Origin of the sequence: Flavobacterium sinopsychrotolerans (assembly GCF_900110375.1) — a bacterium.
GTDB lineage: Bacteria > Bacteroidota > Bacteroidia > Flavobacteriales > Flavobacteriaceae > Flavobacterium > Flavobacterium sinopsychrotolerans.
Genome location: NZ_FODN01000001.1, coordinates 331,743 through 347,962 on the forward strand (window position 1 = coordinate 331,743; position 16,220 = coordinate 347,962).

Here is a 16,220-nt window from a genome sequence, read left to right on the forward strand (position 1 = left end):
TAATGAATACAAAAAAAATACAAAAATTCTCTTTGGGTAAAATTATTATTGCTTTATTAATTCTTAATATTTTAAATAGTTGTAGCGAAGCATATAATTTACAAACTGACACCTATCAAGAGGCACTTGTAGTAGAAGCAACTATTACAAATGAATTTATCAGACAAGAAATAAAAATATCTAAAACCTCTCAATTTGAAGATGAAGGAATAGAAAAAGAAAGCGGTGCTATTGTAATCATAGAAGACGACTTAGGCAACACATTCCCTTTTGAAGAAAAGGATGATATTTACATCTCTAAAAACCCTTTTAAAGCTGAATCAAATAGAGAGTATACTTTAAAGATAGAAACAAATGAAGGTAAAGTTTTTAAATCATCAAGTCAAAAACTAACAACAGAAAACAAAATTTTAGATATTATCCCAAAATTAGTTACAACCAAAGATAATGAAAGAGGTATTCAAATTACCGTTAACAATTATGACTCTACTAACTCTTCAAAATATTACCGATATGAATATGAAGAAACATACAAAATAGTTGCTCCAGTTTGGCGTCAACAGAAGCTTGTTGTAACAGGACAGCAGGAAGTGGCACTCATACCCAACTCCCTTGAAACAAGAATATGTTACAAAACACAAAAATCCAATGATATAATTTTAGCATCAACGACAAACTTACAAGAAGACAAAGTTAATCTTGATATTCGCTTCATTAGTGATAATGATTATATAATTAGCCATCGATATAGCATAATTGTCAAACAATATGTATTAAGTTTAGAGTCATATTCTTTTAGAAGAACATTAAAAGACTTATCGACTTCTTCTAGTATTTTTTCACCTAAACAACCTGGATTCTTGAATGGAAACATTAAATGTATTTCAAATACAAATGAAAAAGTGATTGGTTTTTTTGAGGTATCTTCTTTTTCTTCAAAAAGAATTTTTTTCAATCATGAAGACTTATTTCCAAATGAGCCTAAACCTCCTTATTTCACAAATTGCGATGAGCAAGAATATAAATTCTGTTTTGGTTACTCAGTTCCAGTATGTGAAGGCCCCTTATTAATCTCTAAGATAAAAGGAAATACGATAGCTTATTCTTCAAATTTATCAAACTCCTTTTATTCAGTTGTACCCATAGAATGCGGCGATTGCACTTCTTTTTCATCAAACTTAATACCTTCATTTTGGATCGATTAAAACACATTGTCATTTTGTTCGTATTAATAAATGCAACAATAACCAAGGCTCAACAAATTGTCTCTATAGATGAAACAATATTTCTCCATGCAAATGCTACAACTTTTGTCTCAGGAGAAACATTATTATACAAAATACATTGTCTAAAATCTACAGACAAAACACCAAGTACCATAAGTAAAATTGCTTATGTGGAACTTATTGATGAAGCAAAAAAAATAGTCTTCAAAAATAAAATAAATTTGGAAAGTAGCACTGGTCAAGCTGAATACTTCATTCCTACAACTGTAAAAACTGGAAAATATAAGCTTATTGCTTATACACAATGGATGTTAAACAAACTGGATTCATCATTTTTCGAAACAAACATAACAATCATAAACCCCTATATAAGTGACGAAAAACAAAACTCAAATGTTATTATAAATACTGATCCAGATAAATTCATAAAAAATATAAAAAGTACAAATTCAAATATAATTCCACCTAATAATATTAAACTAATACTTAATAAGAATAAATTCAAAAATCGTGAAATTGTCTCGTTAAATTTTAAGTCAGACGACAATACCATAACAGAAGGGAGTTTTTCTTTGTCAGTTAGAAAAATAGAGGATTTACCATTTGAAAATCAAATTTCAGCTGTTGACTTCAGTTTCAAACAAGAGAACAATTTCGTCGATTTACAAAATTCGAAAACTAAAATTTATCTTCCAGAGCTTCGAGGAGAAAAATTATCTGGAAAATTAATAGCTAAAAACAATACTGATAAAGTTGAAAATAAAACAATAGCTTTTTCTTTACCAGGTAAAAATTTCATCTTTAAAATTATTAGAACTGACAATACTGGAAGCTTTCAAATTAACATTAACCAAGTAGATTCTAACTCTGAAATAACAATCCAACTAATGGATGAAGATGTTAACAATTATTACATTAAATTAGATGAAGAAGCCATCATAGATTACACAAAACTATTGATTACAGAAAACTATAAACTACCTCCAAACTTTAAAGAAATTTTAATTAATAGATCAATTAATAGTCAAATTGAAAATGCATATTACGCTAGCAAAACTGACAAAATAATTATTCCGAAAGAAAATCCTACATTTTTTCATCCATTAGCCAAAAAGTATATACTGGATGATTATACAAGGTTCAATACTTTAAAAGAAACAATTAAAGAAGTAACAACCGAAGTATATTACAAACAAATAGACAACAAATCATTCCTTCATGTAAATGATCCTAATGTTTTTCCTCAGCAACCAGACCTACCATTAGTGTTGATTGATGGATTGTATTTAGAAAATCAGAATGAATTATTTGAGTACAATATGAAAAATGTATTTAAAATTGAAATAATTACTGGTAGGTATTTTTTAGGCTCAAAATTTTTTAATGGTCTTATAAGCTTCACTACATTCAATAATGCTTTCAAAAGCTCACAAAGCGGAAGTTCAATAATCAAAAGTACCATACAAAGGCCACAACCTAAAAAAACATATTACAAAGTTAATTATTCCGATTTAAACATAAACAAAAGAATTCCTGATTTTAGAAATCAATTAATATGGAATCCCGAAGTTGACTTAAGAAATATTAATACTTTCTACACTTCTGATGTTTCAGGTACATTTGAAATAAAACTTGAAGGGTTCGCTAAAAACGGAACTCCTGTTTCTTTGATTGAAACATTTGAGGTCAATGAATAATTTAAGCCAACATGTATTTTGCATTAGCTCTAACTACCCTTGTTCAAGCACTTTTTATGAATACAAAGTAAGTGCGTAAAGCCTGCCAACTTTCGGCTAAACTTAAAATAATAAAAAAATGAGATGTTTTGTAACTTTTCTGAAACTCCATACGTATAATCAGTTGTACACTTAAAATTTAGGAGACAAAAAAACATGAGACAACTAAAAATCACCAAGCAGGTAACCAATCGTGAAACTGCTTCATTAGACAAGTATTTACAAGAAATTGGTAAAGTTGACCTTATTACCGCTGACGAAGAGGTAGAATTAGCACAGAAGATTAAAGCCGGTGACCAGAAAGCATTAGAGAAATTGACAAAAGCCAATTTACGTTTCGTGGTTTCGGTGGCAAAACAATACCAAAATCAAGGGTTAACGCTTCCCGATTTGATTAACGAAGGAAATTTAGGATTGATAAAAGCAGCACAACGTTTTGATGAAACACGTGGTTTCAAATTCATCTCGTATGCAGTTTGGTGGATTCGTCAATCTATATTACAAGCATTGGCAGAACAATCTCGTATCGTTCGTTTGCCTTTGAACAAAATTGGTTCTATCAATAAAATCAACAAAATGTACGCTTTATTAGAGCAATCTAACGAGCGTCCACCATCTGCTGAGGAAATTGCAAAAGAACTTGATATGACCGTAAATGACGTAAAAGAGAGTATGAAAAACTCTGGTCGTCACTTATCAATGGATGCACCTCTTGTAGAAGGAGAAGATTCTAACCTTTACGATGTATTGCGTTCTGGTGAGTCACCAAATCCAGACAGAGAATTAATCCACGAATCATTGCGTACCGAAATCGAGCGTTCCTTAGAAACATTGACTCCAAGAGAAGCTGATGTAGTTCGTTTGTACTTTGGTCTTGGCGATCAACACCCAATGACATTAGAGGAAATCGGGGAAACTTTCGACTTAACTCGTGAGCGTGTACGTCAAATCAAGGAAAAAGCAATCCGCAGATTAAAACACACTTCAAGAAGTAAAATATTAAAAACCTATTTAGGATAATACAGTCAAATGCTACAAAGTCAAAAATCATATCGTCCAACAACAGTATGATTTTTGACTTTCGGCTTTCGACTAATAAGTAACGACGGTCTGATTAACTGTTCGTTTTTTGATTGATGATTGAAACTCCGGCTGATTACCGGAGTTTTATTTTTTAAGTATGAATTCTTTTCTCTTTTCTCTTTTCTCTTTTCTCTTTTCTCTTTTCTCTTTTCTCTACTATGACGTAACCCTCCGTAAAACTTCGGGTCAGGCTTTCGGCTTTATCTCTCCGTTACACTTCGAGGATACCGCCTCAAATGAAATTCACTGAACACATATAAAAAACAAACATCTAGTGAAGTAATCCTTTACGCAAATTGCTAAACAATTCACGAATTGAATCTATAAAAAACTTTCTCCAATTGCTGCAAAAAAACTACTTTTGCACAAACAACACAAACTGTAAAGATGCACTGCAGTGCGTCTCTACGTAACAACTACACAATGAAGAATACACTTATTGCACCATCTGTGCTTGCTGCCGATTTTGGTAATCTGCAACGCGACATCGAAATGATTAACAACAGTGAAGCCGATTGGTTTCATATCGACATCATGGATGGCGTTTTTGTTCCAAACATTTCTTATGGAATGCCCGTTTTGGAAGCCATTAACCGCCATGCCAAAAAAACAATTGATGTTCACTTGATGATTATCGATCCAGACCGTTACATTAAAACTTTTGCTGAATTAGGCGCAAATATTTTAAGCGTACACTATGAAGCTTGCACACACCTTCACAGAACGCTACAAGCGATAAAAGCCGAAGGAATGAAAGCTGGAGTGGCCATTAATCCACATACTAATATTGATTTGTTAGAGGACGTAATTATCGATATTGATTTAGTTTGTATCATGAGTGTGAATCCTGGTTTTGGAGGACAATCTTTTATAGAGAACACCTATGCAAAAATTGAAAAGCTAAAAGCTTTAATCATTAAAAAAGGAGCAACTACAATCATTGAAGTTGATGGCGGTGTAACCAATAAAAACGCAAAACAATTAGTGGAAGCCGGTGCCGATGTTCTGGTAGCGGGAAGTTTTGTTTTTAAAGCAGAAAATCCAACCCAAACGATACACGATTTAAAGAAACTTACAAACTTCTAATAAAAAATGGCGCTTAAAGCGCCATTTTTTATTCAATTATTCGTCTTTGAAATTAATCATGACCGCTACGTGGGCATACAATTCAGGATGCAAACTTTTAAAAACATGAGGCGTCTCAAAGAAATGCTCCAGAATTACCGATAAAAATTCGAATTGATTTTCATACGCATACAATCTAAAATAATCTGTTCGAGTTAACTCCTTATTCAAAACTGGATCGCTATAATATTTTATAACTTCATTAAACGCATCAAAAAATACAATGGCGCTTGGATCATTACTTTTTAAACAATGGAAATGCAACACATGCGAAAACTCATGTAAACCCAGATTAACATTATCATTTGAAGTCACATGTCCTAATAAAAAATCTTCCCAAGAAAAAACGATTGCTTTCATTTTAGGATTAAATTCTCCTTTGTGATATGCTTTATTCACTGTGGAAAAATAACTGGAAGGATAAATTATTATTTTATTGAACAAACGAATAAGATAATTACGCATCCCAAAGGTTAACATTAGATAGGTTCCAGCAATCAATATTTGCATTTGTTCCGTAATAACAATCTCCTTGCCTACCAACTGATAGTTCGCAATAAACTCATTCACCCGATGTTCAAAATACATTTTTCTTTTTGGAGAGAGTCTATTATAAAATGGAAAATCATTTACTAAAATTTGACGTTGACTGGGTTTCAATTTCTTGGAAAAAGGATACCAATGAATGTAAAGCGGTTTATTAAACAATAAAATATAAGCTGGCTCTACTATTCTAAAAATTAAAAGCAGAAGAAATAATGTTCCAAAAAACACCGAAATGAAAATTTGTAATGACATATGTTAAACTGCTTTAAAAGAAAAAATGCTTCAAAATATTTCAAGGAAACTTGATTTTTTTTGAAGCATTTCTATTGTATTTGTGGCCGCGACAGGGTTCGAACCTGCAACCCTCAGAGTCGAAATCTGATATTCTATCCAGTTGAACTACGCAGCCATTTGATTTGCACTTTAGGATTTTGAAATTCTAAATCGTAAATCACAACTATTTTATGTCAATAGTTTTTTAACTATTGTAGAAATTGTTTTTCCTTCGGCAGTTCCACCTAATTGAGCTGCAGCCAATCCCATTACTTTTCCCATTGATGCGATTCCTGATGCTCCAGTTTCTGTAATGATTTTTGCTATCACAGCTTCTACTTCTGCTTCGCTTAATTGTGCTGGTAAGAATTTCTCGATTACTGCAATTTGTGCCAATTCTGGTTCAGCCAAGTCCAACCGGTTTTGTTCTGTAAAAATTTTGGCGCTATCCTTACGTGTTTTTACTAATTTCTGAAGTAACTTTATTTCATCATCAGCAGAGATTTCTTCTTTTGATCCTGTTGCTGTTTGTGCTAATAAGATTTCAGATTTGATAGCTCTCAAAGCTTCTAATGCTACTGTATCTTTGGCTCTCATGGCGATTTTGATTTCGTCCATGATGTGTACTGATAAACTCATATTCTTTATTGTTAATTTGGTTAATCAATTATTTGACTAATCGATTGTTGAAATGCTACTTTTGAAAACGATTTTTTTGCCCCAGATGGCAGTAAAAAGCCTTTTAGGAGAAAATGTGTTTTTTATTGGACTTAAAAAGCGACCAAAGGAAGCTCTTTTAAGACCTTATAAAAAAGCATTTTCGAGAAAAAGCTTGAAACAACAGCTGGATTAAGGCCCGACAAATTTAAAGAATTTTACTCGGATTTACAACAACAGATCGCTTGGTCTTATCGATAGTTCCCGAATTTCCTTGCAATGGCAAAAAATAGCCCGAAAATTAAATATAATTTTCGGGCTACTCCTTTTAGTCTGCGTTCGTTAATCTACGTTATCGTGTAAATAGGAGTTGTTTGAACGCAACTGTAAATCATTATTACTATCTGTTCCTACAGAAATTCTTGAATTTGTATTATTCGTTTGATTGTTTGTAATGTCTATTCCCAATCTTTTGTAAGCTGGTTCTTTTTCATACTCATCAATTTTAGAGACATTGTTATGAAACTTATAATTGAATTCTTTTAATTTTTTTCTTCTTTCATCAGCTTTCATTCGCAATGATTCTTCTATAGTCATTTCCATAGGAGATATTGCATCAAAATCTACAGTAGTGTTAACCGAAGTTTCCACTTGTTTCATGGTGATATTCAATTCCGCCGGCACAACAACTTCTGGCGTTTTTGCAACTGGCTTTGCCATAAATTCTGGCTCTTCTTCCATATATTCTTCTAGAGAATATTTGATGATTCCATTATCCATCAATTCTGTTACGGGAACAAATTGAACGGCTTCATTTACTTTGATATCACGAGTTTCATTCGTCAATTCAAACATCACTTTATTTTCTTCAACTTGCGCTACTGGTTCAGCTTTGAAAAGTGGCAAATCAAAAGAGAACGTAGTTTGTTCTTGTCTTTCTACAACTTTAGGCTGTACTGCTTTTACTTCTGCCACTGGCGATGAAATGGTAAAATCAATATCAGTAATAGGAGAAACAATTTCAAAAGTCACGTCTAAATTTTTAATAAATTCAGACATTACCATCAATTCTTCCTTGTTGATTGTTGGTGCAGGTGCTGTAACTACTGGCTCAGGAGCAACTACCATATCTTCCAACAAATCGAAAACTATTCTTTCGTTTGAATTATTAGCTGGAGATTCTGTATTCAAATCAAACGCAGCAACAGTTCTGTTGGTTAGATTATGAACACTTCTTTGCTCATCTTCTAGCGTGTGTATAATTTTTTTTGGTTCTGTATTTACGATTTCGTTTTGTTGTTCAATATCAAAACCGGTAGCAATAATAGTCACTGCAATAGCATCTCCAAGTGATTCGTCTTCACCAACCCCCATGATAATGTTTGCATTATGACCTGCTTCAACTTGAATATGGTCATTGATTTCTCCAATTTCGTCAATTGTAATTTCATTAGTTCCAGAAACGATAAGCAACAATACGTTTTTTGCACCAGTAATTTTATTATCATTTAACAACGGAGAATCTAAGGCAGCAATAATGGCTTCCTTAGCTCTATTTTCACCTGAAGAAACAGAAGATCCCATAATAGCCGTTCCGCTATTATACAATACTGTTTTAGCATCTCTTAAATCGATATTTTGAGTATAGTGATGCGTAATCACTTCGGCTATTCCTCTTGAGGCTGTTGCCAAAACTTCATCTGCTTTTGAAAACCCAGCTTTGAAACCAAGATTCCCATACACTTCTCTTAATTTATTGTTGTTGATAACAATTAAAGAATCGACTTGTTTACGCAATTTTTCAATACCAATTAACGCTTGCTCCTGACGCACTTTCCCTTCAAACAAGAAAGGCAATGTCACAATACCAACCGTAAGAATATCTCTTTCTTTAGCTAATTGCGCAATTACTGGTGCAGCTCCAGTTCCTGTTCCTCCACCCATTCCGGCAGTAATGAATACCATTTTAGTATTTCGATCCAACATTTTTTCAATTTCGGAAATACTTTCAATAGCGGATTGCTGTCCTACATCTGGGTTAGCTCCTGCACCAAGTCCTTCAGTCAAATGTACTCCTAACTGAATTTTATTAGGTACAGAACTGCTCTGTAAAGCTTGAGAATCCGTATTACATACGATAAAATCTACGCCTTTAATCCCTTGTTTAAACATGTGATTTATAGCGTTACTTCCGCCTCCACCTACACCAATAACTTTGATTACATTTGATTGGTTTTTTGGTAAATCAAATGAAATACTTCCAAATTCTGAGTTGCTCATCATTTTATTTGGTTTTTGATATTTATTATTAATTCTTGCGAGTGTTTGTCTTATTCTGCGTTATCTAAAAAATCTTTGATCTTATCAACATAACGGTCAAAGAAATTTCTTTGAATTCTGTTTACAGTAGAATTGTGTTTTTCATTTGAATTTTGTTCTTCTTCCTCATCTACTTTCTCCGGAATCTCATACACTGGACTCTGAATAACTGGCGCTCTATAAGCGACCACTTTTGGTTCCACAACAGCATCGAGTCGTATTGCACTTTGTGAATTATTCTCAATGCTCTTCATTACTAATCCTACTGCCGTTGCGTACAATGGACTTGAGATCTCTTCATCTGAATTTCCAGCCAGATGCTCATTTGGATATCCAATTCTAGTATCCATTCCTGTAATATATTCTACTAACTGCTTGATGTGTTTTAATTGTGCACCACCACCAGTAAGTACTATTCCTGCAATTAATTTTTTACGAGGATCTTCGTGACCATACGCTTTTACTTCCGTAAAAACCTGATCTACAATCTCCACAACACGAGCATGGATTATTTTAGAAAGATTTTTTAACGAAATCTCCTTTGGTTCTCTGCCTCTTAATCCTGGAATAGAAACAATTTCATTGTCTTTATTTTCTCCTGGCCAAGCTGATCCAAATTTAACCTTTAATAATTCTGCCTGTTTTTCAATTATAGAACACCCTTCTTTAATATCATCCGTAATCACGTTTCCTCCAAAAGGAATTACCGCCGTATGCCGAATAATACCATCTTTGAAAATCGCTAAATCCGTTGTTCCACCACCGATATCGATCAATGCAACCCCAGCTTCTTTTTCTTCCTGACTCAAAACGGCATCTGCCGAAGCCAATGGCTCCAATGTTAATCCCGACAATTCAATTCCGGAACTTTGAATACATCTGCCTACATTACGAATCGATGAAGCCTGTCCGACTACAACATGAAAACTAGATTCTAATCGTCCGCCATACATTCCTATAGGCTCTTTAATTTCAGATTGTCCGTCAATTTTAAATTCCTGTGGCAAAACGTGTATTATTTCTTCACCCGGTAACATTGCTAATTTATTCACTTGATCAATCAAAAGCTGAATATCATCCCCACCAATTACTTCTTCGGGATTATGTCTGCTGATATAATCTGTATGCTGAATACTACGGATGTGTTGCCCCGCAATTCCTACTACTACATCTTTTATTTTATAACCTGAATTATTTTCAGCTTCATGTATTGCTTGCTGTATTGATTGTATGGTTTGAGTGATGTTATTTACAACGCCTCTTGCCACACCCAAACTTTTAGATTTTCCTACACCTAAAATTTCTAGTTTACCATATTCATTTTTCTTGCCTATCATGGCAACTATTTTAGTTGTCCCAATATCTAGACCTACTGCAATATTCTCTTTTTCCATTATCTATTATTTAGTGCAAACTACTTGTTCCGTAAATCGGAGATCAATTTTTCTATATTTATACAACGAACTGTCTAAAACTGCTTTTTGAAAAAAAGCTTTATAATTTTTAAATTTACGCTCTACATTTATGATTCTACCAAAATCTATTTGATAATCAAAATTTCTATTGAACATTTTTAAGCTCCCATTAGGCATAATCTGAATTCCAATTATGTTTTTTTTCAAAAAGGGATCATCATAAATTACACGAAATAAATTAGCCAAATCTTCGCTGTTTTTTGTACTCATCACCCCCGAAACTAGCGGAACTCTTGCGGTAAAATTTGCTGACAACGGCATTCTATTACCTTTGTAATCAACATAAAAAGAACCTTGCTCATTAAAAAATCTTGCTATAGGAATTTTTTGTTTCACTACTGCTTTTAATACACCATCAATAGTCACAAATACATCTGATTTGTCAATCATTTCTTGTGAATTAATGCTTTTTTCAAGCTTATTCAAATCTAAATCAACTTTTTGAATGCTTGATGCATCTCTTTTATTTTCTATCAACAATTTATTAACCGTTTCTTGTTTTACAAAAGGGGCGTTATCGTCGACAAAAATGACCTTAGATTTAGTCAATTTTCTGTTTTCGTTTCGGTTTGATGTGAACGAAAACAGAAAAATCACTAAAACAAACATCAGTAATAATCGAATATTTGTCCAATTAAAGAGTCTCATTTATTGCTTTTTTAATTGACGGTACTAATTCTCCTATATCTCCAGCTCCGATAGTAACAATAACTGTGGCATCACTACCTAAAATTGAAGTAATCAATTCATTTTTAGAAACTAACACACAATTTTTATTTGTCATTTTATCCATCAGCCATTTTGTAGTTACACCTTCCATTGGCAATTCTCTCGCAGGATAAATATCTAATAAGATAATCTGATCAAAAGCCGACAGACTTTTGGCGAAATCATCTGCAAAATCTCTGGTTCTGCTAAACAAATGCGGTTGAAAAACAGCCAAAACTTTTTGGTTTGGATATAACTCCCGAACTGCTTGATGTACTGCATTTATTTCTGTTGGATGATGTGCATAATCGTCTATATAAACTAAATCATCCGTTTTAATCTGATAAGAAAACCTTCTTTTAATTCCTTTGAAACTAGCTAAAGCATTTGCAATATCGCTATTTTCTATACCATAGGTTTTTGACATTGCTATAGCCATTAAAGCATTCATCAAATTATGTTTTCCTGGTAATCCAAAATGCAAATCCTTTATTATTTCAGTAGGCGTTTGCACATCAAAAATATAACTACCTTTGTCTATTCTAATATTCAAAGCTTTGAATGCAGCCTCATCCTTTACTGCACATATAACGCCTTCGAGTGGTAATTCTTTGGTAATAAAGAGTTTGCTTTTATCTTCTATTTTAGAGGCAAATTCAACAAAAGATTCTTCAATTGCTTCACTAGTCCCGTAAATATCCAAATGATCTGCATCCATAGAAGTAATACAAGCAATATTAGGAGATAAATGCAAGAAAGAACGATCGAACTCATCTGCTTCTACAACTGTAACTGTTTTTCCGCTTCCTATTAAATTCGAATTATAATTCTCTACAATTCCTCCAATAAAGGCAGTAACGTCAACACCACTTTCGTATAAAATATGTCCAAGTATACTTGACGTTGTTGTTTTTCCGTGGGTTCCTGCAACAGCAAAACTGAACGTATCTTTAGTGATTATACCTAAAACTTCTGCTCTTTTTTTAATTACGTACCCTCTTTCTAAGAAATAATTCCACTCCGAATGTACCATAGGAACTGCGGGAGTAATTATCACCAAAGTGTTTTCTATAAAAAAATCTTTTGGAATCAAATCAATATTGTCTTCAAAATGAATTGAGATTCCGCTTTCTATTAATTCATTGGTAAGGGCTGAAGGCATTTTATCATAACCTGAAACCTGCTTTCCAATGGTCTTGAAATAACGAGCTAAAGCGCTCATTCCAATACCTCCGATGCCTATGAAATATACATTATGTATTTGGTTTAGGTTCATTTTATTAATTTTATGATTTCGTCAACGATCTCTTTTGTGGCGTTTACTTTAGCTAATTTTTTTATGTTTTCCGATAATTCTTTTTGTACTATTTCATTTAATACTAAATCATTAAATACCGTATTAAATTGTGTATCCAATTCATTTTCTTTGATTAAAATTGCTCCCTTTTTATCAACAACAGCTTGAGCATTTTTAGTCTGATGATCTTCCGCAACGTTTGGAGATGGAATAAAAATCACTGGTTTTCCCACTATACACAACTCGGAAACCGAAGATGCACCTGCTCGTGAAATCACAATGTCTGCCGCCGCGTATACCAAATCCATCCTGTCAATAAATGAAAAAACTTGGATATTTTCGTTATCACCATAACGTTTATAATCCTCAAAATATAATTTTCCACATTGCCAAATCACTTGAATATTCTGTGCGGAAAAAGCTAAAATCTCTTTAGCTATCAACTGATTTACTCTTCTTGCGCCAAGGCTTCCTCCAAGAACTAATACTGTTTTTTTTTCAGAATCTAAATTAAAATGGTGAATCGCCTCGTCTCTTTTGCTATCAATATCAATTAAATCCTGTCGTACTGGATTTCCCGTCAGAATCATTTTATTCTTTGGAAAAAAACGTTCCAAGTTTTCGTATGCTACGCAAATTTTATCTACGTTTTTACTCAGCAATTTATTTGTAATACCCGGATAGGAATTCTGTTCTTGAATAACTGTTGGAACACCCGCAATAGTAGCTATTTGCAATAATGGACCACTTGCAAAACCTCCAGTACCGATCACTACATCCGGTTTGAATTGACTAATTATCGTTCTTGATTTCAGCAAACTACTAATTAATTTGATTGGAAAAAGTGTATTATCAAATGTCAGTCTTCTTTGCAATCCTGCAATCCAAAGCCCAATAATTTTGTAACCTGCCTGAGGAACTTTTTGCATTTCCATTTTATCTTTTGCACCTACAAAAAGAAATTCCGCATCCGGAAAACGCGATTTTAATTCATTTGCAATAGCAATTGCCGGATAGATATGCCCTCCCGTTCCACCACCACTCAATATGAATTTATACTGTCTCATTTATTTTAAATTTCCAATTTTCTTAAAAAACCTTAAAATGAATTATTTATTCAAAACTGCATTCATAGGATTTATAGCTTTATCCTCAATAGAAAAATTTTCTGCAACTACCTCTTCCTCTTCTAATTCCCGGTCAATTAATTTTTGAAGTGCTTCCTCTCTTTTAGCAGCATTCATCAATTCTTGAGCAATTTCTTCGTCTTTTTTAGTGACACTAATAATAATTCCAAGTGCAAAACAGGTCATCCAAATTGAACTTCCTCCACTACTTATCAATGGTAATGTTTGTCCCGTGACAGGTAATAATTCTACTGCAACTGCCATATTTATCATGGCTTGAAAAATCATTGGAAAACCTAAACCTACGACTACTAATTTCCCAAACAACGTATTAGCCTTATGCGAAGCAATAACAAATCGAAACAACAACAGCAGATATAAAGTAAGTACGCCAAAACCTCCTATAAGCCCATACTCCTCAACAATTATAGCAAAAATAAAATCAGAGGAAGATTGTGGCAAAAAGTTTTTTTGAACACTTTTACCTGGACCTAATCCATATATTTTACCAGAAGCTATTGCAATTTTAGCTTTCTCTATTTGATAATTATCTTCATCAGGCTTATCCGTCCTAAAATTTTCAATTCGATTTCCCCATGTCCCTACTCTACTAAAAAACCTTGAATCAGGAAATGCTTTAGCAATCAGAATAAAAAAAGTGAGAAATAATATCCCAGAACCAACAACAATGGCAATATATTTTAATGGATATTTTCCAATAAAAACAAGCATAAGAACCATTGCGAAAATTAATGCGGTTGTAGAGAAATTAGCCGGAAGAATAAACATTAAAGTAATAAATACAGGCAACCAAAGTTCCAAAATTGATGATTTGAAAGTAATAGGAACTGCTCTAGTTTTAGACAAATAACGCGCTACAAAAATAAACAAAACCATAGATGCCAACGTCGATGTTTGAAACGTGATTCCTATGAACGGTACTTGAATCCATCTGCTGGCATTAGCACCTGCAATTACTGTACCTTTAATTAGTGTATATGCTAATAATACCCAAACAACGTATAAAGCTCCTTTTGAAATAGCTTTAAAATAATGATAAGGCACTTTGTGAACAAAATATATTATTGCAAAACCAATACAAATATGTGCCAAATGTTTCACCAAATAGCCCAACGTATTCCCAGTTCCGTGGCCAATATAAGCCAAATTACTACTAGCACTAAAAACAGGCATAAACGAAAACAGCGCTAATAAGGCCACAAATGACCATATTACCCTATCCCCTTTTAATTTGTTTACTAACTGTTTCATTCTTCATTTTTGTTTAAGGTTAATCAACTTAACTAAAAAACTTTTTATAGACTCTTTACCGCTTGTTTAAATTGAATACCTCTGTCCTCATAGTTTTCAAACAAATCAAAACTAGCACAAGCTGGCGACAATAAAACCGTATCTCCTTTTTCTGATAATCGTTGTGCCATTTTCACAGCATCATTCATATTCGTAACCTCAATCATCATATCGACCACATTTCCAAAAGCATCTATGATTTTTTTGTTGTCTACACCAAGGCAAATAATGGCTTTCACTTTTTCACGAACTAATGACATTAATTCGTTATAATCATTTCCTTTATCAACACCACCAACAATCCAAACAGTAGGTGTATTCATACTATCTAAAGCAAAAAAAGTAGCATTTACATTCGTTGCTTTTGAATCATTAATATATTGAACGTTCTGGATTTTTAAAACTTTCTCAAGACGGTGTTCTACTCCTTGAAAATTAGAAAGACTCTCACGAATTGTCGCCTTTCTTATTTGCATTAATTTTGCCACAGAGGTTGCTGCCATTGCGTTTTTCATGTTATGTTTTCCTTCTAAAGCAATGTGTTCTGTGTCCATTGTAAACTCTTCTTGGTTAATTTTTATTTCCATTTTATTGTTTTTTATATACGCTCCTTCGCTGAAAATTTTAGTCAATGAAAAAGGAATTAATTTTGCTTTTGTTGTGTGCGTTTTGAACCATTCGTTTATTGCTTCATCATCCGAATCATATATGAGGTAATCGTCCTCCGTTTGATTCATCGTAATTCTAAACTTTGCATCAATATAATTTTCATATTTGTAATCGTATCGGTCTAAATGATCCGGACTGATATTCGTAATAATCGCAATATGCGGTTTGAAATTTACAATTCCGTCCAGTTGAAAACTACTCAACTCCAGTACATAAGAATCGTATTTATTATCGGCAATTTGCCACGCAAAACTCTTTCCAATATTCCCACCCAATCCTACATTTAACCCTGCTGATTTTAACAAATGATGTGTGAGCATGGTAGTGGTTGTCTTTCCATTACTACCGGTAATCCCTATTATGGTTGAATCTGTAAAAGGAGCTGCAAATTCAATTTCAGATACTATTGGAATTCCTTTTTCAATAAGCTTTTTCACTATCGGAGATTTATCTGGAATTCCCGGACTTTTCATCACCACATCCGCGTTCAAGATTAAATCTTCGGTATGCTTTTCCTCTTCCCACGCTATTCCATTAATGATAAGAACTTCTTTGTAATTGCCTTTTATCTTTCCAAAATCAGATACAAAAACTTCATATCCTTTTTTCTTACCCAGAATAGCAGTTCCAACACCGCTTTCGCCTCCACCTAAAATTACTAGCCTCAT

The 16,220-nt window shown here is 33.2% G+C and carries 14 protein-coding genes and 1 tRNA gene; 5 read left to right on the top strand and 10 right to left on the bottom strand.

What is annotated here, in order from left to right; translation table 11 throughout:
• Nucleotides 1–2 precede the first annotated feature (2 nt).
• From BMX64_RS01470 to rpe, 4 genes are all read left to right on the top strand, one after another.
• Nucleotides 3–1,205, top strand: a complete 1,203-nt coding sequence (locus tag BMX64_RS01470) for a DUF4249 domain-containing protein (RefSeq protein WP_091165247.1) — start codon at nt 3–5, stop codon at nt 1,203–1,205.
• Nucleotides 1,206–1,219: 14 nt separating this feature from the next.
• On the top strand, nt 1,220–2,923 hold the full coding sequence (locus tag BMX64_RS01475; RefSeq protein WP_244273196.1) for a hypothetical protein: 1,704 nt from the start codon (nt 1,220–1,222) through the stop codon (nt 2,921–2,923).
• A gap of 195 nt (nt 2,924–3,118) precedes the next feature.
• Complete coding sequence (locus tag BMX64_RS01480; RefSeq protein ID WP_007137700.1) at nt 3,119–3,982, top strand: sigma-70 family RNA polymerase sigma factor; 864 nt, start codon at nt 3,119–3,121, stop codon at nt 3,980–3,982.
• Nucleotides 3,983–4,468: 486 nt separating this feature from the next.
• A complete protein-coding gene (gene rpe / locus BMX64_RS01485) occupies nt 4,469–5,131 on the top strand; it encodes a ribulose-phosphate 3-epimerase (RefSeq protein ID WP_091166515.1) in 663 nt (220 codons plus the stop codon).
• Nucleotides 5,132–5,167: 36 nt separating this feature from the next.
• Here rpe and BMX64_RS01490 read toward each other — a convergent pair whose 3' ends face one another.
• The 3 genes from BMX64_RS01490 to BMX64_RS01500 form a co-directional block, all read right to left on the bottom strand.
• A complete protein-coding gene (locus BMX64_RS01490) occupies nt 5,168–5,968 on the bottom strand; it encodes a zinc-dependent peptidase (RefSeq protein WP_091165256.1) in 801 nt (266 codons plus the stop codon).
• Between the two features lie 83 nt (nt 5,969–6,051).
• Nucleotides 6,052–6,125, bottom strand: a tRNA-Arg gene (locus BMX64_RS01495).
• Between the two features lie 53 nt (nt 6,126–6,178).
• Nucleotides 6,179–6,628 carry a GatB/YqeY domain-containing protein gene (locus BMX64_RS01500; RefSeq protein WP_091165261.1) on the bottom strand — a complete coding sequence of 150 codons (450 nt, stop codon included), beginning with the start codon at nt 6,626–6,628 and terminating at the stop codon, nt 6,179–6,181.
• A gap of 61 nt (nt 6,629–6,689) precedes the next feature.
• Here BMX64_RS01500 and BMX64_RS15625 point away from each other — a divergent pair, with 61 nt between their 5' ends.
• Complete coding sequence (locus BMX64_RS15625; RefSeq protein WP_167543008.1) at nt 6,690–6,842, top strand: hypothetical protein; 153 nt, start codon at nt 6,690–6,692, stop codon at nt 6,840–6,842.
• Between the two features lie 146 nt (nt 6,843–6,988).
• Here BMX64_RS15625 and ftsZ read toward each other — a convergent pair whose 3' ends face one another.
• Genes ftsZ through murD form a run of 7 tightly spaced genes read right to left on the bottom strand, consistent with a single transcriptional unit; the run spans nt 6,989 to nt 16,220 of the window.
• Nucleotides 6,989–8,929, bottom strand: a complete 1,941-nt coding sequence (ftsZ, locus tag BMX64_RS01505; RefSeq protein WP_091165265.1) for a cell division protein FtsZ — start codon at nt 8,927–8,929, stop codon at nt 6,989–6,991.
• Between the two features lie 47 nt (nt 8,930–8,976).
• Nucleotides 8,977–10,359, bottom strand: a complete 1,383-nt coding sequence (ftsA, locus tag BMX64_RS01510; protein WP_091165268.1) for a cell division protein FtsA — start codon at nt 10,357–10,359, stop codon at nt 8,977–8,979.
• A 6-nt stretch (nt 10,360–10,365) separates the two neighbouring features.
• A complete protein-coding gene (locus tag BMX64_RS01515; RefSeq protein WP_091165272.1) occupies nt 10,366–11,088 on the bottom strand; it encodes a cell division protein FtsQ/DivIB in 723 nt (240 codons plus the stop codon).
• The gene (murC, locus tag BMX64_RS01520; protein WP_091165276.1) at nt 11,075–12,424 is read right to left on the bottom strand and encodes a UDP-N-acetylmuramate--L-alanine ligase; all 1,350 of its coding nucleotides are present in this window, start codon (nt 12,422–12,424) and stop codon (nt 11,075–11,077) included. The genes BMX64_RS01515 and murC overlap by 14 nt, the downstream gene beginning before the upstream one ends.
• The gene (gene murG, locus BMX64_RS01525; RefSeq protein WP_091165279.1) at nt 12,421–13,512 is read right to left on the bottom strand and encodes an undecaprenyldiphospho-muramoylpentapeptide beta-N-acetylglucosaminyltransferase; all 1,092 of its coding nucleotides are present in this window, start codon (nt 13,510–13,512) and stop codon (nt 12,421–12,423) included. The genes murC and murG overlap by 4 nt, the downstream gene beginning before the upstream one ends.
• A gap of 42 nt (nt 13,513–13,554) precedes the next feature.
• The gene (locus tag BMX64_RS01530; RefSeq protein WP_091165282.1) at nt 13,555–14,844 is read right to left on the bottom strand and encodes an FtsW/RodA/SpoVE family cell cycle protein; all 1,290 of its coding nucleotides are present in this window, start codon (nt 14,842–14,844) and stop codon (nt 13,555–13,557) included.
• Between the two features lie 44 nt (nt 14,845–14,888).
• Entirely contained in the window at nt 14,889–16,220 is a 1,332-nt protein-coding gene (gene murD, locus BMX64_RS01535) for a UDP-N-acetylmuramoyl-L-alanine--D-glutamate ligase (protein ID WP_091165285.1), read from the bottom strand.